The organism is Methylobacterium komagatae (genome assembly GCF_042661665.1).
Taxonomy (GTDB): domain Bacteria; phylum Pseudomonadota; class Alphaproteobacteria; order Rhizobiales; family Beijerinckiaceae; genus Methylobacterium; species Methylobacterium komagatae.
This window is the reverse complement of the sequence record NZ_JBHSWN010000001.1, coordinates 3989309-4008179: the sequence shown is the minus strand read 5'-3', so window position 1 is coordinate 4008179 and position 18871 is coordinate 3989309. Positions and strand designations below refer to the sequence as shown.

Here is an 18871-nt window from a genome sequence, read left to right as displayed (position 1 = left end):
TCCCGGCGCGCGAAGCGGCACACCCGCCGCTGCCACGTAGAGCACGGGGCAACGGAGGGGAATGCGGCGGGCGCGCCGGTCGCGCGGTCAGCGGTGGTGATGGCGGCGATGATGATGGTGCCGGTGGTGGCGCATCCCATGACCACGCATGCCATGACCGCGCATCATCACGGCCCGCGAGCCCATCCGGGCGCCGCTATGCATGTTGCCGAAACGGCCGTTGCCCTGGGCGGCGGCGTCGCGGTCGAGGCCGTCGCCGGGAGAGGCGAGAGACGGGGCGGCGGTGCCGACGGCAAGCCCGAGCACGAGCATCGCGCCGAGTAGGGTCTTCTTCATGGGATGAACTCTCCACGGCCACGCGCCGTGGCTGGCGAACCGATCGCCCACAAGGGAGTTCCTGCCGCACGGGAAGGTGATCGCGTTCGCGCTTCGTGCGACGGATTAGGATGCCGCGTCGAGCGTGTAGAGCGGGCCGTGCTCCGTCTCGGTGCCGGGGACCGGCCGGGGATGGAACGGCGGCGTTTGAGGGCCGCCGAGGAGACGGACGATCTCCTCCGAGGCGGCGATGGCGAGGTTGGCGGCCTTGGCGCGGACTTCGATGCGGGCCAGCATGTTCATGGCCGGCCCAAGCACCGTGTACTCGGCACGCACTCCGTCATCGAACACGCCGACGAGCAGGTTGCCGGCATGGATCGCCGTGGCGGTGTGGATGACGAACCGGTCCTCCGCCCGGCGTCGCGTGTTCACCTCCGCGAGGCGAGCCTGGATGTCGAGGGCGCAGGCTGCGGCGGCCTGTGCCTGCTCCTGCGGCGTGCCGGTGACGAACTGCGCCAACACCGCGTCGCCGATGTACTTGTCGACGATGCCGCCCTTCGCGGCCACCGCCCCTTGGGCCTGCGCCCGCACGGCCATCAGGGCCGACACCATCTCTTCCGGCGCGTGCCTCTGGCTGAGGGCCGAGAAGCCGCGGATGTCGAGGATCAGCAGGCAGGCGTGGCGCCGGTGGATGCCCAGGGCATCCGAGGAAAGATCGCGGGCGATGGCGTTCGGCACGAAGCGGGCGAGCCGCCCGCGCTCGCTCTCCACCTCCAGAGTCCGGTCCACGGCCCGGCGCAGGCGGGTGACCCCGTCGATGACGATCAAGCCCGTCGCGACGAAGGTCGCGAGCCCGATCACCTGCATCGGCACATCCCCGTTGAAGCCGGGGAACAGGTCCGGGAAGGCAAGCCCGACGAGGAAGGCCACCACCCAGCTCGCCGTGACGATGGCGCAGAACAGCAGCGTGTGGGAGACCTGCATGCTCAGGCCGGTCTGCAACAGGAGCAGGTAGGCGGGCAGGCGGCTCACCGCGTCCGCGCCCTCCCCTGTCCCACCCCCGGCCAGCATGTGCTCCACGATAACATAGACCGCGAGCAGGGCGTTGAGGCTGGTCCCCGCCCAGGAATAGGCCGCCGCTTTCCTGCCCCGTCCCCGTTCCCCGAGGCCGAACCACACCGTCCCGAGGCCGTAGAGGCCCAGGATGAACCAATGGCTCAGGGCATGCAGGGAGCCGTCATAGGCCTGCGCGGCCATCAGCAGCACGAGGAGGATGACGATCCGCAGCGCGGTCAGGCGCGGCTGGCCGCCCTCCTGCATCACCCTCAGGGCCGCATCCTGGGCGGTTTTGGCAGCCACCATCGGAGGTGGTGTCATCCGGCACGGCCGAGGCGGCGGGCGCCGCCGAAGCGGTTGAGGAAGCGCGGTTCCTTCTCCGGCGCGACGCGCACGGCAAGGTGGAGCGTCCCATCGGCCTCCGTGCGGCGGTCGAGGATCTCGGCGTTCTCGTACAGCCAGTGCAGGGCCGCGCCATCCTCGGGCGGCAGCGTCACCGCGAAGCTCGTCCGCGAGCGGGCGATCCGCGCCTCGATCCGGCTCGCAAGGGCGGGGAGCCCCTCCCCCGTCACCGCCGAGACGAGGACCGGCGCATCGCTGTCGCGATCGTTGCGCACCTTGCCCTGCCCGGCGAGGTTGCCGAGCCGCGTGCGCTCGCCCTCGTCCAGAAGATCGGCCTTGTTCCAGACCTCGATCAGCCGCCCGTCCGTGGTGTCGATGCCGAGCTCGTTCAGAACCTGTCCGACATCCTCAGCCTGGGCATGAGTGTCCTCGTGGCTCACATCACGGACATGCAGCAGCACGTCGGCCTCGATCGCGTCCTCCAAAGTGGCGCGGAAGGCGGCGATGAGCGGGGTCGGCAGATCAGAGATGAAGCCCACCGTGTCGGACAGGATCACCGTCTCGCCGTGCGGTAGCTTGGTCGCCCGCGCGGTCGGATCGAGGGTGGCGAACAGCATATCCTTCGCCGTGACCTCGGCGCGGGTCAGAGCGTTGAAAAGGCTCGACTTTCCGGCATTGGTGTAGCCGACCAGGGCCACGATCGGGTACGGCACCCGCGCCCGGCTCTGGCGGTGCAGACCCCGCGTGCGCACCACCGCGTCGAGATCGCGCTCGATGCGGGTCATGCGCTCCTGGATCATCCGCCGGTCGGCCTCGATCTGGGTCTCGCCGGGGCCGCCAAGGAAGCCGAAGCCGCCGCGCTGCCGCTCGAGGTGGGTCCAGGATCGGACGAGGCGCGACTTCTGATAGGCGAGATGCGCGTGCTCGACCTGCAGCGTGCCCTCGCGGGTCGACGCCCGGCGGCCGAAGATTTCCAGGATCAGGCCGGTGCGGTCGATGACCTTGGCACCCCAGGCCTTCTCGAGGTTGCGCTGCTGCACCGGCGAGAGGGCGCAATCCATCACCACGAGGCCGATCTCCTCGGCCTTGACCAGTCCGGCGATCTCATCGACCCGGCCCTTGCCGAGATAGGTCGAAGGCCGGATGCGCGGCAGACTGACGGCCAGGCTCTGGGTGACGTCGAGTTCGATGGCGGCGGCGAGGCCGGTCGCCTCGTCGAGCCGCGCCTCCACGGAGCGGGACGGGGCGGCTATCCGGCCCAGGGTCGCGGCCGTGCGGGCGAGATAGGGGCCGATCACCAGCGTGCGGGTCGAGGCGGCGATCTCGCCCTCGGGCGCCGCATGGGCCCTCAGACGGGCCTCACCCGAGGTTTGAGGTTCGCTCATAAAGGTTGGGCACTCGCCGGTTCGCTCTTGTTCGCTCCTGCCCATATGGGCGCGGGCGGGGCGGATGCCAACGGTATCCCCTCTCCCCGTCTGGCGGGGAGAGGCCCGGTTGCACCTCGTCGTGCAACCGGGAAGCGCAGGAGAAGCCGAAGCGGCGGTGGGGGGCTCGCCGGTGGAGACTCTTTCAGCAGCCCCCTCACCCCCGGCTGCCGCCTCGCTTCGGCGACGACAGGGTCGCCGAAGCCCTCTCCCCAAAGGCGGGGAGAGGGGAAATTACGTCACGCCTTTTCGGGCGTCTCGTCCGGCTCGAACAGTTGCACGGGGTGGCCGGGCATGATGGTCGAGATCGCGTGCTTGTAGACGAGCTGAGAATGACCGTCCCGGCGCAGCAGCACGCAGAAGTTGTCAAACCACGTCACGACGCCTTGTAGTTTAACTCCGTTGACGAGGAAGATCGTCAGCGGAATTTTGTTCTTGCGGACGTGGTTGAGGAACGTGTCCTGAAGGTTCTGCGCGCGTTCGCCGGCCATTTTCTTCGCCTGTTTGTTGTCCCGGCGGGAAAACCCGACCGGGATGGATCGCCGCCTGCGGGATCGTCCGATATCCCGCCGATGGCCCTTTGAGAAGCATTAGCAGTCCAAAGCGACAACCGAAGCAAGGCCCGTTCCGGTCTTCGGTGTGACGGATCGGCTGCGCTCGTCTCGTTCCGCGTCGTCCTACGGGCCGATACCCAGGGACTTGAGCTTCCGGTGCAGCGCCGAGCGCTCCATGCCGATGAATTCGGCGGTGCGCGAGATGTTGCCCGAGAACCGGGCGATCTGCGCCACGAGGTATTCGCGCTCGAAGATCTCGCGGGCCTCGCGGAGCGCCAGGCTCATCAGCTTCTCGCCGCCCGCCCCGGCCGGGGTGGTGGGGACCAGGGCGCCGATCTCGGAGGGCAGCATCTCGGAGGTCACCTCCTGATCCGGGTCGGCCTGGGTCAGGATCATCAGCCGCTCGACGTTGTTCTTGAGCTGGCGGATGTTGCCCGGCCAGTTGTGCGACTGGAGCACCGCCATCGCGTCCTCGGCGATCACGCGCTTGGGCAGGCCGGTCTGCGACGAGATGTTGTCCATGAAGAAGCGGATCAGCTCGGGCACGTCCTCGCGCCGCTCCGACAGGGCCGGCACGCGGATCGGCACCACCGAGAGGCGGTGGAACAGATCCTCGCGGAAGCGGCCCGCCGCGATCTCCTCCTGCAGGTCGCGCGAGGAGGAGGAGATGATGCGCACGTCGACATGCACCCGTGTGGTGCCGCCGACGCGCTGGAAGTTCTGGTCCACGAGGACGCGCAGGATCCTGCCTTGCGTCTCGCGGGGCATGTCGGCCACCTCATCGAGGTAGAGGGTGCCGCCATGGGCCTCCTCCAAGGCGCCGACCCGGCGGCCGTTCTCGCCCTCGACGCCGAACAGTTCGGCCTCCATCGTCTCGGGCAGGATGGTGGCGGCGTTGAGCAGCACGAAGGGCCCGTTCGCCCGCGCCGAGGCCCGGTGAAGGGTCCGCGCGGCCAGCTCCTTGCCCGCGCCGAGCGCGCCCGTGATCATCACGCGGGCATTGGTCGGCGCGACCCGCTCCAGGGTCTGGCGCAGCTGGTTCACCGCGAGCGACGTGCCGACGATCTGCTCCGCCGCGCCGGAGCGGGCCTTGAGGTCGCGAACCTCGCGCCGCAGCCGCGAGGCCTCCAGCGCCCGTTCGGCCACGAGGATCAGCCGGTCCGCCTTGAACGGCTTCTCGATGAAGTCGTAGGCGCCCGCCTTGATCGCCGAGACGGCGGTCTCGATGTTGCCGTGGCCCGAGATCATCACCACCGGCAGGTCGGGATGGGCGGCCTTGATCAGGTCGAGCACCTGGAGCCCGTCGAGGCGCGAGCCCTGCAGCCAGATGTCGAGGAAGACGAGGTGCGGGCGGCGCGATTCGATCGCGGCCAGGGCCTCGTCGGAGCCGCCTGCCGTGCGGCAGCGGTGGCCCTCGTCGTCGAGGATGCCGGCGACGAGGTCGCGGATGTCGGCCTCGTCGTCGACGATCAGAATATCGGCGCTCATGCCTGCATCTCCGCGATCCGGGGGGCCGTCGGTGCGGCGCCCTTCTCCTCTACCGTGGCCGGAGGCCGCCCTGCGCCCGGAGCGGCGGCGGCCGTCTCCGGTGCGGCTTCGCGCGGCACCCGCATCCGCACCTGCCCGCCGCGACCGGCGGGGTTGTCGTTGAGGGCGATGCCGCCGCCGTGCTCCTCAAGCACCTTGCTGACGATGGCAAGCCCCAACCCGGTGCCGCCCTCTCGTGTCGTCATGTAGGGCTCCAGCAGGCGCTGGCGCCCCTCGGCGGGGAAACCCTTGCCGTTGTCTGTCACGGTGATCACCGCGAAACCGTCCTCCACGGCGAGGTCGAGGGCAATCTTGCCCTTGCCGAGCACGTCCGGGGGCACCTCGGACACCGCCTCGACGGCGTTCTTGAGGATGTTGGTGATCACCTGGCTCAAGAGCCGGATGTCGAAGGCCGCAACGATCTTCTCCGAGCTTCCTGCCCCGCCCTGGGCCGAGAAGGCGAAGTCGATATCCGGATGCGCGACCCGGATCATGAACAGGTTCTGCTTGGCGATCTCGGTCAGGTCGTTGGGGGCGATCGCAGGCTTGGGCATCCGCGCGAAGGCCGAGAACTCGTCCACCATGCGCTTGATCTCGTCCACCTGGCGCACGATCGTCGCCGTGCACTGGTCGAACACCTCCCGGTCGGTGACGATGACCTTGCCGTATTTGCGCCGGATCCGCTCTGCCGAGAGCTGGATCGGGGTGAGCGGGTTCTTGATCTCGTGGGCAATGCGGCGGGCCACGTCGCCCCAGGCCGAGGTGCGTTGCGCCTGCACCAGATCGGTGATGTCGTCCAGCGTCACCACCGCCCCGCGCGCACCGCCCGGCGCCTGCTCGCCGGTGACGCGCACGGTGACGGTGCGCTCTTCCTTACGCTCGCCGCGGGTGCGCACGAGCTGGATCTGCTGCTGCACCGCCCGCTGGCGCGCCTCGCTCTCGGCGAGCACGGGGGCGAGTTCCGGCACCGCTTGGCCGAGCGGCTGGCCGACGAGCCGCTCGCTGCCGAGGTCGAGCATCCGCTCGGCGGCCGGGTTGGCGATGGTCACGAAGCCCGCCGCGTCCAGGCCGATCACGCCGGGCGAGACGCCCGAGAGAACCGCCTCGGTGAAGCGGCGGCGGGCGTCGATCAGGTCGTTGGCGGCCATCAGCCCGGCATGCTGGCGGCGCAGCTCCTGGGTCATCTTGTTGAAGCTTTCGCCGAGGCTCGCGAGGTCGCCGCTGGTCTTCTTGGTGGGCACCTGGGCGTAGAAATTGCCCGAGGCGACCTGATCGGCCGCGTTGATGAGGCGGCGGATCGGCGCCACGAAGCGATTGGCGAAGTTCAGCCCGAACCACACCGCCGACAGGAGCGCGATCAGCGCGATCAGCACGAAGACCAGGGCGAAGGTGATCTGGATCGAGCGCCGGAGCGAATCGTAGGTCAGGTACTCGGCCGCGGCCGCACGGGACACGCCGGGAAACTCGATCGCCAGCGGGTTCACCTCCCGCTGCACCATCAGCACCGCGTCGTCATAGGCGGGCATGCGCAGGAGGGCGGCGAAGACGCGGCCCTCGGAGGGCAGGAGGCAGATCGGGTCGGCGGACTTGGCCGCATCGTCGAAGGCGGCGGCCGAGGGCAGCCGCACCTGCTTGAGCACGTCGATATTGGCGCGGGCCACCACGTCGGTGGGACCGCGCATGATCTGCGCCACCGGCAGGCCGAGATTGGTCGCCCGCGTGGTCAGGAAGGTCTCGAACCACGAGCGGTTCACGTCGAAGTTCGGCCGCGCCCGGGTGAGGTCGTCGTTGAGGATGCGGATCTCGCGGGCGAGCGACTGGCACTGGTTCTCCTGGTAGGCGTCGGCCACCTCCACGGATTTCAGCACCACGTCGCGGACCCGGTCCGTGAAGCCCAGCGACAGGCCCCGGTCGATGGTGACGGCGGCGACCACCGCGAGCAGGATCGTCGGCAGGATCGCGATCAGCGAGAACAGGCCGACGATGCGCGAATGCAGCCGTGCCACGGCGGCGTTCGCCCGGCGGGCATGCAGGAAGACCCGTGCCTCCCAGGCGATGATCACCACGAGCCCGAGCACCAGGGCGACGTTGATGGCCAGCAGCGTGATCCCGTAGGTCGGCGTCGGCGTGACCCGGATCACCCCCGCCAGGATCAGGAAGGTCGTGAGCGCGCAGACCAGGGCCGTTACGACCACCGCCGCGCCGATCCAGCCGGGTCCGCGCGGCCCGGGGTGCAGGGAGTCGGCGAGCGGAGAATCCGTCTTCGGCGCGTCCTGCGACGGCGCGCCGGCCGGGTCTGGAGCGGAACCGGTCCCGCCCGTATCCGGGCCGGAGGCGGCGCTCCCGGAACGGGAGAGAAGAGGCATGACTGGTGCAGGGCCACAACAGTGTGGCGGAATTAATACGAATTGGGGCGCCCGCGAAAGCGCCCTCGCCGTCCCTCAAGGGGCATTCGGACTGCCTGCGTCCCACTGACGCCTCCGGGCCCCGCATCCTTGACCCTGTCCCGTGCCGCGAATAGGCCGGTCGGCGGAGGCGAACGGGGTCTGGTGGCCCTCCTGGTCTTCAAAACCAGCGGTACGCCAACAGCGTACGGTGGGTTCGATTCCCATCCGCTTCCGCCACTCCTGCTGCTAGCGCCAGCCCTCGGCCCCGCCGCCCGGCAGCGCACCCGCTTCCATCCAATGGCAGACGGTCGTGTCCTTGACCGCCGCGCAATCGTAGGCGCGGCCGGCCAGGGTCACGCGATCGACCACGGAGCCGATCCTGTTGCGCGGCAGGGCGGCGCAGCCGAGATGGTCGGCCTTGGGGTCGTTCAGGGTCGCGACGGCGGCGGACGGACCGCCTTGCATCAGCATCCGGTAATTGGCGACCGAGGGGCAGGCGACGACCGGCGCAGCCGGGGCCTTGGCCGCTTTCTCGGCCTGCGCCTTCTCGGCGGGCTTCAGCTTCGGCACCGGCTGGCCTGAGGCGGGCAGGACCGGGATCAGGCCCGCGACGAGGAGAAGGAAGAGCGGAGACGGACGGCTCATGGGGGCAATCCTATCACGCTCCGGTCCGTCCGCATGCCCCCCGTGCGATGGCGGATGTCCGGCAAGGCTTGACGCTCCCGGCGCCGGATGCGACCGCAAGTCCTGGGACCGGCCCCCGGAACACCCGCGAATCGGCCCCGGGCCGGGGCCCGCGACAGGAGTGACCATGGCCACGACCATCGAGAGCGATCAGCGGCTCCATCTCGTCTTCGGCGGCGAGCTCGAGAATCTCGACGGCGTCCGCTTCCGCGACGTCAAGGGCCTCGACATCGTCGGCATCTACCCGGATTACGCCTCGGCCCAGGCGGCCTGGCGCGCCAAGGCGCAGGCGACGGTCGACAGCGCGCAGACCCGCTATTTCGTGGTGCACCTGCACCGGCTCCTGGAGCCGGTACCGGCTTGAGGCCTAGCCTCGGACGCCTTGCTCCGTCGGAAAGTCTCCGCGTCAAGGCGAGTGTGCGAAGGTGCCAGGCAGGCATTGTGACAGTTGAGCCTCGCTGATATGAGCCTCGGCCGTCATGGATCTGCCCCGGCACCCGCGGGGCGGAAGCCGCGGCCGTGCAGTGTGCACGGGCCGCGTACGGGCGGGACAGCATGAGTTCCTCGATCAAGATCGTCGCCGGCAACGCGAGCCGGCCCTTGGCCGAGGCCATTGCCGCCTATCTCGAATTACCGCTGGCCAAATGCATGGTCCGGCGCTTCGCCGACATGGAGATCTTCGTCGAGCTGCAGGAGAACGTCCGCGGCGAGGACGTGTTCATCGTCCAGTCGACCTCATTCCCGGCGAACGACCACCTGATGGAACTGCTGATCATGATCGACGCCGCGCGCCGGTCGTCGGCGCGGCGCATCACGGCGGTGATCCCTTATTTCGGCTATGCCCGGCAGGACCGGCGCACCTCCGGCCGCACGCCGATCTCGGCCAAGCTCGTGGCCAACCTCATCACCGAGGCGGGCGCCGACCGTGTCCTGACCCTCGACCTGCATGCGGGCCAGATCCAGGGCTTCTTCGATATCCCCACCGACAACCTCTTCGCCGCGCCGGTGATGGTGCGCGATATCAAGGAGCGGATGCCGTCCGAGGACCTGATGGTGGTCTCGCCGGATGTCGGCGGCGTGGTGCGCGCCCGCGTGGTCGCCAAGCGCATCGACGCGCCGCTGGCCATCGTGGACAAGCGCCGCGAGCGGCCGGGCGAATCCGAGGTGATGAACATCATCGGCGACGTGCGCGGCCGGTCCTGCATCCTCGTGGACGACATCGTGGATTCCGGCGGCACCCTGGTGAACGCGGCCGAGGCCCTGCTCAATGCGGGGGCCAAGGACGTCTCGGCCTACATCACCCACGGGGTGCTCTCCGGCGGCGCGGTCTCGCGCATCGCCGCCTCGCGGATGAAGGAACTGGTGATCACCGATTCGATCCAGCCGACCCAGGCGGTGAAGCTCGCCCGCAACATCCGGGTGATGTCGATCGCGCCGCTGCTCGGCGAGGCCATCGGGCGCACCGCGACTGAGGCGAGCGTTTCGACCCTGTTCGACTGACCGTTGGGATTTTTGTCGCAGTTCTGCCTGCGGCAAACTGATCTAGTTTCCTCTGCCGGCGGCCAAGCCGCGGGAGGCGGCAATTCCCAAGCGCATCGTCGGAATTCACGGGCTCGCCAACAAGCCTCCCCGCGAGGAGAAGGCGGGCTGGTGGGCTGACGCGATTCGCGAAGGTCTCGCCCGCAACCTCGGCCGGGACGAGCCGGTCTCCCTCGATTTCGTCTACTGGGCGGACCTGCGCTACTCCGAGCCCCTGCGTGGCGAGGACAATCGCGAGCCCTACCGTCCCGATGACGGGTTGGGGCCGTTCCCCTCTCCGTCCGGCGAGCCGGAGCGGCGCAAGCCGACCCTGACCGACCGTCTTTATCGTGGCCTGTCCCGGCTAGAGGAAGCGTGGGGCCGGACGCCCCTCGACGACGCGATACTCGAATATCGCCTGGACGACCTGTGGGGCTATCACGACGACCCGGCCTTTCGGCTCGCGGCGCGTGACCGCCTGCGGGACGCGCTCCAGCCGCATCGCGGCGCCCCGATCCTGCTCGCAGCCCATTCCATGGGCGGTCTGATCGCCTACGACGTGCTGCGGCTCGCCGAGCGCGACGGCTCCGTGCCGGGGCCGGTCCACCTCGTCACCCTCGGATCGCCCTTCGGTCTCGCGGAGATCCGCATGCGGCTGGAATCCGAGCACGGCGACCTTCGCCTGCCCGACTGCCTCTCCGCCTGGACCAACCTGATGGACCGGAACGACATCGCCACGGTGGGCGAGGATCTGGCCGACACCTTCGCCCCGAATGCGTCCGGGACGACGATCCGCGACGTGCCGGTAATCAACGCCTACCGCGCCCCCGACGGCCACGAGAACACTCATAAGTCCTACGGCTACCTGCGCACGCCGGAATTCTCCCGGATCGTGGCGGAGTTCCTGGGATAGCCCGAACCGCAACGGTGAGATCGTGCGGCCCCCTCGATCGGCCCGCTCAGGCTCCAGAGCCCGATTGCGCCCCTTCGAGGCGCCGCCTATAATACCGCCATCCCCCATTGCCAGCGTGAGACGGGTCTTCTCCGGGATGTCCATCCGGAGCCCGCGGACCGATGCCCGGCCCGACCCGCTTTCGCCTGTTGGAGCCGCGTGAAGAGATGTCCCAGGGTCCGCTGATGCCCAAGGCGACCGCCGTTTGGCTGGTCGAAAACACCTCCTTGTCGTTCGAGCAGATTGCCGAGTTCTGCAAGCTGCACCCGTTGGAGGTGAAGGGCATCGCCGATGGCGAGGTCGCGGCGGGCATCAAGGGCCTCGATCCGATCACCACCAACCAGCTCACCCGCGACGAGATCGAGAAGGCGCAGAAGGCGCCGCATTACCGGCTCAAGGCCGCCGTCTCGAAGGTGAAGCTGCCGGAGGTGAAGCGTACCACCAAGGGGCCGCGCTACACCCCCTCTCCCGCCGCCAGGACCGGCCGAACGCCATCCTCTGGCTACTGCGCAGCCACCCGGAGTTGAAGGACTCGCAGATCATCCGCCTCGTCGGCACGACGAAGTCGACAATCCAGCAGATCCGCGAGCGCACCCACTGGAACTCGGGCTCGCTGCAGCCCCTCGATCCGGTGACGCTCGGCCTCACCACCCAGATCAACCTCGATTTCGAGGTGCAGAAGGCGGCGGCTGATCGTCCGGCGGCCCTGGCCGCCGAAGGCGGCGCCTCGCTCCTGCCCACCGAGGTATCGACCCAGCGCGAGCCGGAGCACGACGAGGACGATCATCGCGGCGGCCGGGATGAAAAGCTCGACGCGGATTCGGTCTTCGCCAAGCTCAAGGGTCGTCACCAGGACGAGGACGACGACGAGGACTAGTCGACGAGAGCCCTGGCGCGGTGGCGGAGGCTCTGCCACCCTGTCCTCCGGATTCGGATCGCCGACCGGGAGAGCAGCGTGCGGGGCATCGGGCGCATCGGAGGGGCGGTGGTCCTGGCCCTGCTGGCACAGGGCGGGGCCGCCTTCTCCCAGGGCAAGCTTGCTCCGCCGAGCCCCGCCGCTCCCAAACCCGCCGACCCGGCCTTCGAGACCGCCCGCGCCGCCTTCGAGCCCCTGCCCGAGGCCGAGCGCAAGGCGCTGCAGGATGCGCTGGTCTGGACGGGAGACTTCAACGGCGTCACCTCCGGCAGCTTCGGCCGCCGCACCTTCGAGGCGATCCAGGCCTTCGCAGCCCGCACCCGCCTCGCCGATCCCGCAAGCCCCGAGGGCAGGGCGGCGATCCGCCAAGCGGGCGAGACGGCCCGCAAAGCCGCGCGCTTCCGCATCGAGGCCGATCCCGTGAGTGGTGTGACGGTCGGCGTGCCCGAGGCGCTGCTGACCCGCCGCACCGCCCTCCCCTCCGGGACCCGCTGGCAGAGCGCGGATGGCAGGGTGACTCTCGAGACCCGCGCCTATCCGCCGGATTCCGAAACCCTGGAGGGTCTGTTCGAGCGGGCCACCGCCCCGGTCAACGGACGCCGGGTGACCTACCGCCTGCAGAAGCCGGATTTCTTCGTCGTCACGGCCGAGACCGCGACCGGCTCATCCTATACCCGCTACGCCACCGGCCCTCAGGGCCTCCGCGGCTTGCTGATCGGCTACGACAAGGCCTTGTCCGGCGAGGTCGGACGCCTCGTGATCGCCATGGCGAATGCCTTCGATCCGTTCCCGGCGGCGCCGTCCGTGGCGGCCATTCCCTCCAGGCCTGCCCCAGCCAAGCCCGTTCCACTTAATCCCGCGCCGCAGGCCGCATCTCCCCTCCCCGTCGCCGCGCCCGTTCCGATCGCGGCCACCGGCCTCGCCGTGGCCCCGGGCAAAGTGCTGGCCGTCGTGCCGGAGGGCTGTGCCGGGGTGATCACGCGCGATCCGTCGGGCCTTGCGCTGCTGGCCGTCGCGGGCACACGACCCACGCCGCTCATCCTCGCGGGCGGGCTCGCGGAGGGGGCCGTGGTCGCCCTGGCGGCGGGGGCGCAGGGCGTGTCCGCCGTGCCGGGGACGGTGATGCGGGAGCGGGTGACGGCGCCGCTTCAGCCGGGCTCCGCCGGGGCGCCCGTCTTCGACGGCCAGGGACATTGGGCCGGGCTCGTCGCGTCCTATCCCAACGCACCGCGCCTCGTGGCGGGGATCGCCCCGCCGATGAGCCTGCCGGTGATCCCGGTGGAGCGGGTCTCGGCCTTCCTGGCGAGCCAGGGCATCGCCCTTGCCGGGGCGGCGACGGCGGGCCTCGCCGAGGCTTGGCCCGCCGTGACGGGCCTCACCTGCCGGTGAGGCCCGGGTTTTACCGGTGAGGACCCGGTTCAGGTCAGAGACGACCGGTCACCAGCAGGACGATCAGCACGATGAGCAGGATGCCGCCGAGGCCGAAGCCCGGTCCGCGATAGGCGCCGCCACCGAGGAAGCCGCCGCCGCCGAAGGCGAGGATGATCAGGATGATGAGGAGAATGGTAACGAGGGACATGATCGCGGTCTCCGAACGGTCGCGGTTGGCGAGCGTGACCGTCCAAACGCCGCGGCAATTCGTTCCGTTCAGGCCATTGCGCAGTTTTTTGTGAGTCGGCTCCCGGATGAGCCGATCGACCTCACGCGTGCCAGTCCGGCAGGGGCGGCGCAGGGGCGTTCAGCCAGCCCGGAACGGGGAGGCCGCGCTCCGTCAGGAAGGCCGGATTGAACAACTTCGAGGCGTAGCGCGCCGCCCCGTCGCAGAGGATCGTCACGATGGTGTGGCCCGGCCCAAGTTCGCGGGCGAGGCGGATCGCACCCGCAACGTTGATGCCCGACGACCCGCCGAGCGATAGGCCCTCCTCGCGCATCAGCCCGAAGACGATCTCCAGCGCCTCGGTGTCGGGGATGCGGAAGGACAGGTCCGGCCGGAATCCGTCGAGGTTGCCGGTGATCCGGCCCTGACCGATCCCCTCGGTGATCGATGAGCCTTCGGCCTTGAAGGCACCGGTGGTGAAGCCCGCATAGAGCGCCGAACCCTCGGGATCCGACAGGGCGATCGTCACGCCGGGTTTGCGGGCGCGCAGGGCCTGCGCGACCCCGGCCAATGTCCCCCCGGTGCCGGCGGCGCAGACGAACCCATCGACGCCGCCGCCGGTCTGCTCCCAGATCTCCGGGCCGGTGCCGTCGAGATGGGCCTTGCGGTTGGCCACGTTGTCGAACTGGTCGGCGAAGAAGGCCCCCGCCTCGTCCCGCGCGGCGAGCGCCTCTGCGAGGCGCCGCGCGACGTGGACGTAGTTGTTCGGGTTGGCGAAGGGCACGGCAGGTACCTCCACGAGGCGGGCGCCCGCCAGCCGCAGGGTCTGCTTCTTCTCCTCGGACTGGGTCTCGGGGATGACGATCACCGTGCGGTAGCCGCGCACCGAGGCGACCAGGGCGAGTCCGATCCCGGTATTGCCCGCCGTGCCCTCCACGATGGTGCCGCCGGGCCGGATCAGCCCACGCGCCTCGGCCTCCCGCACGATGGAGAGTGCCGCCCGGTCCTTCACCGACAGGCCGGGATTCAGGAACTCGGCCTTGCCCAGGATCTCGCAGCCGGTCTCCTCCGAGGCCCGGCGCAGGCGGATCAGCGGCGTGTTCCCGATCGCGGAAAGGATGTCGGGATGGACGTGGGACACGGGTCAGACTCCGGTTGCGGCGGGGGCCGCTCAGCCGAACACGTAACCGCCATTGATCCGCAAGCCCACCGGATGCCCGGCGGCGTAGCGCACCCCGTCGAAATCCTCCACGGCGAGGATCTGGCCCCCGGCCTCCTCGACCTCGATGCGCTGACGGCCCTGGCTGCGATAGGAGGAGCGTACCGTGCCCGAGAGATGGGCGGCCTCCAACTCCACCAGCTGGAGCTGCCACGGGCGCACATAGAGCTTCACCGGGCCGATGACCCCGGGCGGTGCCGTGACCGGGGTCTCCCGGCCACGGACGAGGACGCGTCCGCCCTCGGCAAGGGCGTCGAACTCGACGGAATCGCCGAGGAACTTCAGCACCGTGGCGGAGACCGGGTTCTCCTGCACCTCGTCGGGGGTGCCGACCTGTTCCAGGCGGCCCTTGTCGAGGACGGCGACCCGGTCGGACAGTTCCAGCGCCTCGTCCTGGTCGTGGGTCACGAAGATCGTGGTCTGGCCGGTGCGGTCGTGGATCTCGCGCAGCCAGCGGCGCAGATCCTTGCGGACCTGGGCGTCCAGCGCGCCGAAGGGCTCGTCCAGCAGCAGGACGCGCGGCTCGACGGCCAGGGCGCGGGCGAGCGCCACGCGCTGACGCTGGCCGCCGGAGAGCTGCGACGGGTAACGGTCGCCGAAGCCCGAGAGGCGGATCAGATCGAGCAGATCGCCGACCCGGCGCTTGATCTCGGCCTTCGCCGGGCGGTCCGCCCGGCGGCGGGCGTTCAAGCCGTAGGCGATGTTGTCGGCCACGCTCATGTGCTTGAACAGGGCATAGTGCTGGAACACGAAGCCGACGGCTCGCTCCTGCACGGCGAGCCCGGTCGCGTCGTCGCCCCCGAACAGGATACGCCCGCGATCCGGCGCGTCGAGCCCGGCGATGATGCGCAGCAGCGTCGTCTTACCCGAGCCCGAGGGGCCGAGCAGGCCGATCAGTTCTCCCGCGCGCACGTCGAGGCTAAGGTCGTGCAGCACGGCGGCCGTGTCGAACGTCTTCGAGACGTTCTCGACACGGATCGCCGTGGAGGCGCGCTCAGTGCTTCCGGCCCGCGGCGAGCTCGCCGGCGTAGCGCCATTCCAGGAGGGATTTGACGACGAGTGTGACAAGGGCGAGGGCTGCGAGGAGCGAAGCGACACTGAAAGCGGCGACGAAGTTGTACTCATTGTAGAGGATCTCCACGTGGAGAGGCATGGTGTTCGTCAGCCCCCGGATATGGCCGGAGACGACCGAGACCGCGCCGAACTCACCCATCGCGCGGGCATTGCAGAGAAGGACGCTGTAGAGCAGGCCCCAGCGGATATTGGGTAGCGTCACCGTGCGGAACGCGTGCCAGCCCGAGGCACCGAGCGTCAGGGCCGCCTCTTCCTCGGACGAGCCCTGCTCCTGCATCAGCGGGATCAACTCGCGGGCGACGAAGGGGAAGGTGACGAAGATCGTCGCCAGCACGATGCCCGGCAGGGCGAACAGGATCTGGATTCCGTGGTCCTGTAGCCAGCCGCCGAACAGGCCCCGGCTGCCGAAGAGCAGCACGTATATCAGCCCCGAGACGACCGGCGAGACCGAGAAGGGCAGATCGATCAGGGTGATCAGGAACGCCTTGCCGGAGAACTCGAACTTGGCGATCGCCCAGGAGGCGGCCACGCCGAAGACGAGGTTGAACGGCACGGCGATGGCCGCGACCGTCAGGGTCAGGCGGATGGCCGAGAGGGCGTCCGGCTCGCGGAAGGCGTCGAGATAGGCCGAGACGCCGTGACTGAGCGCTTGCACGAACACCGCTGCCAGGGGCAGCACGAGGAACAGGGCGAGGAAGGTGATCGCGATCCCGATGAGGAGCGCGCGCACCCCCGCCCCCTCCCCCGCAACGGGAGCGGGCCGGTGGGACGGCGTGCGGACGGGGGAGAAGATCTCAGACATAGCCGAAACGCTTCCGCGACCAGGACTGGATCAGGTTGATGGCCAGCAGCGTCAGGAACGAGATCCCGAGCATGATCGTCGCGATCGCCGCCGCGCCGCCGTAATCGAACTCCGAGAGCTTGATGACGATGAGCAGCGGAGCGATCTCGGACACGTAAGGAAGGTTGCCGGCGATGAAGATCACCGAGCCGTATTCCCCGACGCCCCGGGCGAAGGCCAGGGCGAAGCCGGTGAGCACGGCGGGGATCAACGGCGGCAGGACCACCTTGAACAGGGTCGAGCGGCGGGTGGCGCCGAGCGTCGCGGAGGCCTCCTCGACCTCCTTGTCGATCTCGGCGATCAGCGGCTGCACCGTCCGCACCGCGAAGGGCAGGCCGACGAAGGTCATGGCCACGAACACGCCGAGCGGCGTGTAGGCGACCTGGACGCCGAGGCGGTCCAGCGGCGCGCCGATCAGCCCGTCAGGGGCGTAGAGCGAGGCCAGGGCGATGCCCGCCACGGCGGTCGGCAGGGCGAAGGGCAGATCGACGGCGGCATCGACGATCTTGCGGCCGGGGAATTCGTAGCGGGTGAGCACCCAGGCGACGATGAAGCCGAAGAGCGAGGCCACGAAGGCCGAAAGCAGCGACACGCCGAAGCTGAGCTTTAGGGCGCTCGCCACGCGCGGATCGCTCGCCACGTCCCAGATGCCAACGATGCCGAGCCCGGAGGCGCGCGCCACCAGGGCCGCGAGCGGCAGGAGCACCACCAGCCCGAGGCAGGTGAGCGTGTAGCCGAAGCTCAGGCCGAAGCCGGGAAGCACGCTCGGGCGGCGGAAGCGCCAGCCCGGACGGGGGGAGCCCCCGCCTCGGCGGGGGCGAGGGTCGAAGCCATCGCGGTGGACTCTTTGGATGTTTTAGCGGCCGGCGCGGCTCAGGCGGTCGAACAGGCCGCCGGAGTCGAAGTTCTTGGCCTGGATATCGTCCCAGGAGCCCTGAAGATCCTCGATCTTGAACAGCTTCACCTCCGGCAGTTTGGCGCCTGCGGCGGCCCCTGCCTTGAACGGGCGGTAATGGTGCTTGGCGAAGATGGCCTGCGCCTCGTCCGTGTAGAGGTAGTCCAGATAGGCCTGCGCGACCTTGGTCGTACCCTTGCGGTCGGCATTGCCGGGCACCAGCGCCACGGGGGGCTCGGCGTAGATCGAGGTCGGCGGCACCACGATGTCGAAATTCTCGGCGCCGAATTCCTGTAGCACGAGGTAAGCCTCGTTCTCCCAGGTCGGCAGCACGTCGCCGAGCTTGCGCTGGGCGAAGGTCACGGTGGAGCCGCGCGCGCCCGTGTCGAGAACGGGCACGTTCTTGTAGAGCTTGCCGACGAACTCCTCGGCCTTGGCCGCGTCCTTGTCCTGGCCATAGGCGTAGCCCCAGGCGGCGAGGAAGTTCCAGCGCCCGCCGGCCGAGGTCTTGGGGTTCGGGGTAATCACCTTCACGTCGGGCTTGGCGAGGTCCGGCCAGTCCTTCACGCCCTTCGGGTTGCCCTTACGCACGAGGAACACCACCGTCGAGGTGTAGGGCAGCGACTCGTTCGGCAGCTTGGTGCGCCAGTCGGCGGGGATCTTCTTCGTCAGCTTGGCGATGGCGTCGATGTCGGAGGGAATGCCCAGCGTCACCACGTCGGCATCGACCCCGTCGATCACCGTCCGGGCCTGGGCCCCCGAGCCGCCATGGGAGGCGCGCACGGTGAGGTCCTCACCGGTCTTGGCCTTCCAGCTCTTGGCGAAGGCATCGTTGATCTCGCGGTACAGCTCGCGCGTCGGATCGTAGGAGACGTTGAGGATCGCCGTCTGCGCCCGCGCCGAGGGGGCCGCGACGCCGAGCGCGAGGGCGCCGAGCAAAGCGAGGCAGCCGGCCCGGCGGAATCCGGCGAAAGTGCCCGTCCGCGTCGTCGAAAGCCACACCATCCGCATCCGTTCCTCCGGCCCAAGCCCGGACCACAATCCGGGAAACGGCGGAGAGTTCGTTCTTTCTATCGAACGAAGTCAAGGGAACGAGAGGCGCGCTCCGAGCCACCGAGTGGCCCGAGGCCGCCCATACAGGAGGAAACAGGCCCCATTCTGCTGGGCGGGAAACACCGTCTTCTCCGGCTTCGGCTGAAGCCAGATGAAAAGTCTCGTGCGGGGCAGGTTGAAAGAAAGAACGATCTTATGTGCGCTGGCGCACGGAAAAACGGGGAAGACAGGTGGGTTCCGGGCGCTGCGAAGCGGCCTCAGCCGGTCGGTTTGTCGAGCTTGGCCAGCAAGGCTTCGAGGTGCTCGTCCACCGGCGCCGACAGGGTATCGGCGTAATGGCCACGCAGGGTCTGCCCGAGATGGCGGCGCACGGTGGCGTTGAGCGGCGGTGCGGCGGACGGGTCCAGGCCCTGGCCGGACTCGGCTTTTCCGTTGGGCCGGTCGGCGTGCGTCTCTGACATGGCGGCGGGTCTCGCGCGGGGACTCAGGACGGGCTCAAGGTCCGACGATGGCACTC

At 69.3% G+C, this 18871-nt stretch carries 18 protein-coding genes, 1 tRNA gene and 1 pseudogene; 6 read left to right on the top strand and 14 right to left on the bottom strand.

The window, feature by feature from the left end; all coding sequences use genetic code 11:
• Window positions 1-87: 87 nt before the first annotated feature.
• The 6 genes from ACFQE0_RS19905 to ACFQE0_RS19880 all read right to left on the bottom strand — a co-directional run bounded on the left by ACFQE0_RS19905 (window position 88) and on the right by ACFQE0_RS19880 (window position 7584).
• On the bottom strand, window positions 88-336 hold the full coding sequence (locus ACFQE0_RS19905; protein WP_378972745.1) for a hypothetical protein: 249 nt from the start codon (window positions 334-336) through the stop codon (window positions 88-90).
• A 105-nt stretch (window positions 337-441) separates the two neighbouring features.
• On the bottom strand, window positions 442-1677 hold the full coding sequence (locus ACFQE0_RS19900) for an adenylate/guanylate cyclase domain-containing protein (protein ID WP_378972743.1): 1236 nt from the start codon (window positions 1675-1677) through the stop codon (window positions 442-444).
• An 11-nt stretch (window positions 1678-1688) separates the two neighbouring features.
• Window positions 1689-3098 (bottom strand): GTPase HflX, encoded by a 1410-nt coding sequence (gene hflX, locus ACFQE0_RS19895; protein WP_378972740.1) that lies wholly within the window; start codon window positions 3096-3098, stop codon window positions 1689-1691.
• 278 nt (window positions 3099-3376) lie between these two features.
• Complete coding sequence (hfq, locus tag ACFQE0_RS19890; protein ID WP_238249876.1) at window positions 3377-3628, bottom strand: RNA chaperone Hfq; 252 nt, start codon at window positions 3626-3628, stop codon at window positions 3377-3379.
• 186 nt (window positions 3629-3814) lie between these two features.
• Entirely contained in the window at window positions 3815-5179 is a 1365-nt protein-coding gene (gene ntrX, locus ACFQE0_RS19885) for a nitrogen assimilation response regulator NtrX (protein WP_378972738.1), read from the bottom strand.
• On the bottom strand, window positions 5176-7584 hold the full coding sequence (locus ACFQE0_RS19880) for a sensor histidine kinase NtrY-like (RefSeq protein WP_378972735.1): 2409 nt from the start codon (window positions 7582-7584) through the stop codon (window positions 5176-5178). The genes ntrX and ACFQE0_RS19880 overlap by 4 nt, the downstream gene beginning before the upstream one ends.
• 165 nt (window positions 7585-7749) lie before the next feature.
• Between ACFQE0_RS19880 and ACFQE0_RS19875 the strand changes: the two genes are divergently transcribed.
• Window positions 7750-7842 (top strand) — tRNA-Sec (locus ACFQE0_RS19875).
• Window positions 7843-7851: 9 nt separating this feature from the next.
• On the opposite strand, the gene ACFQE0_RS19870 is transcribed toward ACFQE0_RS19875, so the two are convergent.
• Entirely contained in the window at window positions 7852-8250 is a 399-nt protein-coding gene (locus ACFQE0_RS19870) for a hypothetical protein (RefSeq protein WP_378972733.1), read from the bottom strand.
• 166 nt (window positions 8251-8416) lie between these two features.
• Between ACFQE0_RS19870 and ACFQE0_RS19865 the strand changes: the two genes are divergently transcribed.
• From ACFQE0_RS19865 to ACFQE0_RS19845, 5 genes and pseudogenes are all read left to right on the top strand, one after another.
• Window positions 8417-8653 carry a DUF4170 domain-containing protein gene (locus tag ACFQE0_RS19865; RefSeq protein ID WP_378972731.1) on the top strand — a complete coding sequence of 79 codons (237 nt, stop codon included), beginning with the start codon at window positions 8417-8419 and terminating at the stop codon, window positions 8651-8653.
• 191 nt (window positions 8654-8844) lie between these two features.
• Window positions 8845-9789 (top strand): ribose-phosphate pyrophosphokinase, encoded by a 945-nt coding sequence (locus ACFQE0_RS19860; RefSeq protein WP_378972729.1) that lies wholly within the window; start codon window positions 8845-8847, stop codon window positions 9787-9789.
• 298 nt (window positions 9790-10087) lie between these two features.
• On the top strand, window positions 10088-10720 hold the full coding sequence (locus ACFQE0_RS19855) for a hypothetical protein (RefSeq protein WP_417568582.1): 633 nt from the start codon (window positions 10088-10090) through the stop codon (window positions 10718-10720).
• Between the two features lie 206 nt (window positions 10721-10926).
• Window positions 10927-11636: pseudogene (locus ACFQE0_RS19850) on the top strand (DUF1013 domain-containing protein).
• Between the two features lie 78 nt (window positions 11637-11714).
• Window positions 11715-13064, top strand: coding sequence for a serine protease (locus ACFQE0_RS19845; RefSeq protein WP_378972727.1), 1350 nt, complete (start codon window positions 11715-11717; stop codon window positions 13062-13064).
• Window positions 13065-13098: 34 nt separating this feature from the next.
• On the opposite strand, the gene ACFQE0_RS19840 is transcribed toward ACFQE0_RS19845, so the two are convergent.
• The 7 genes from ACFQE0_RS19840 to ACFQE0_RS19810 all read right to left on the bottom strand — a co-directional run bounded on the left by ACFQE0_RS19840 (window position 13099) and on the right by ACFQE0_RS19810 (window position 18815).
• Window positions 13099-13254 (bottom strand): hypothetical protein, encoded by a 156-nt coding sequence (locus ACFQE0_RS19840; RefSeq protein WP_007563230.1) that lies wholly within the window; start codon window positions 13252-13254, stop codon window positions 13099-13101.
• 121 nt (window positions 13255-13375) lie between these two features.
• Window positions 13376-14413, bottom strand: a complete 1038-nt coding sequence (locus tag ACFQE0_RS19835) for a cysteine synthase A (RefSeq protein WP_378972725.1) — start codon at window positions 14411-14413, stop codon at window positions 13376-13378.
• A gap of 30 nt (window positions 14414-14443) precedes the next feature.
• Window positions 14444-15469: a sulfate/molybdate ABC transporter ATP-binding protein gene (locus ACFQE0_RS19830; protein ID WP_465264093.1), complete on the bottom strand. Its 1026-nt coding sequence runs from the start codon at window positions 15467-15469 to the stop codon at window positions 14444-14446.
• Between the two features lie 16 nt (window positions 15470-15485).
• On the bottom strand, window positions 15486-16367 hold the full coding sequence (gene cysW, locus ACFQE0_RS19825) for a sulfate ABC transporter permease subunit CysW (RefSeq protein ID WP_378972720.1): 882 nt from the start codon (window positions 16365-16367) through the stop codon (window positions 15486-15488).
• Entirely contained in the window at window positions 16360-17169 is an 810-nt protein-coding gene (cysT, locus tag ACFQE0_RS19820) for a sulfate ABC transporter permease subunit CysT (RefSeq protein WP_378972718.1), read from the bottom strand. Before cysT ends, cysW begins: the two co-directional genes overlap by 8 nt.
• Window positions 17170-17262: 93 nt before the next feature.
• The gene (locus ACFQE0_RS19815; protein ID WP_378972716.1) at window positions 17263-18312 is read right to left on the bottom strand and encodes a sulfate ABC transporter substrate-binding protein; all 1050 of its coding nucleotides are present in this window, start codon (window positions 18310-18312) and stop codon (window positions 17263-17265) included.
• Window positions 18313-18611: 299 nt separating this feature from the next.
• Window positions 18612-18815 (bottom strand): hypothetical protein, encoded by a 204-nt coding sequence (locus tag ACFQE0_RS19810; RefSeq protein ID WP_378972714.1) that lies wholly within the window; start codon window positions 18813-18815, stop codon window positions 18612-18614.
• Window positions 18816-18871: the final 56 nt, after the last annotated feature.

Bases quoted from the DNA above. Each gene is read 5' to 3' on its own strand.
- ACFQE0_RS19905 (WP_378972745.1), bottom strand. From the start codon at position 336: ATGAAGAAGACCCTACTCGGCGCGATGCTCGTGCTCGGGCTTGCCGTC.
- ACFQE0_RS19840 (WP_007563230.1), bottom strand. From the start codon at position 13,254: ATGTCCCTCGTTACCATTCTCCTCATCATCCTGATCATCCTCGCCTTC.
- ACFQE0_RS19865 (WP_378972731.1), top strand. From the start codon at position 8,417: ATGGCCACGACCATCGAGAGCGATCAGCGGCTCCATCTCGTCTTCGGC.
- cysW (WP_378972720.1), bottom strand. From the start codon at position 16,367: ATGTCTGAGATCTTCTCCCCCGTCCGCACGCCGTCCCACCGGCCCGCT.
- ACFQE0_RS19810 (WP_378972714.1), bottom strand. From the start codon at position 18,815: ATGTCAGAGACGCACGCCGACCGGCCCAACGGAAAAGCCGAGTCCGGC.
- hflX (WP_378972740.1), bottom strand. From the start codon at position 3,098: ATGAGCGAACCTCAAACCTCGGGTGAGGCCCGTCTGAGGGCCCATGCG.
- ACFQE0_RS19900 (WP_378972743.1), bottom strand. From the start codon at position 1,677: ATGGTGGCTGCCAAAACCGCCCAGGATGCGGCCCTGAGGGTGATGCAG.
- ACFQE0_RS19880 (WP_378972735.1), bottom strand. From the start codon at position 7,584: ATGCCTCTTCTCTCCCGTTCCGGGAGCGCCGCCTCCGGCCCGGATACG.
- ACFQE0_RS19860 (WP_378972729.1), top strand. From the start codon at position 8,845: ATGAGTTCCTCGATCAAGATCGTCGCCGGCAACGCGAGCCGGCCCTTG.
- ACFQE0_RS19870 (WP_378972733.1), bottom strand. From the start codon at position 8,250: ATGAGCCGTCCGTCTCCGCTCTTCCTTCTCCTCGTCGCGGGCCTGATC.
- ntrX (WP_378972738.1), bottom strand. From the start codon at position 5,179: ATGAGCGCCGATATTCTGATCGTCGACGACGAGGCCGACATCCGCGAC.
- ACFQE0_RS19815 (WP_378972716.1), bottom strand. From the start codon at position 18,312: ATGCGGATGGTGTGGCTTTCGACGACGCGGACGGGCACTTTCGCCGGA.
- hfq (WP_238249876.1), bottom strand. From the start codon at position 3,628: ATGGCCGGCGAACGCGCGCAGAACCTTCAGGACACGTTCCTCAACCAC.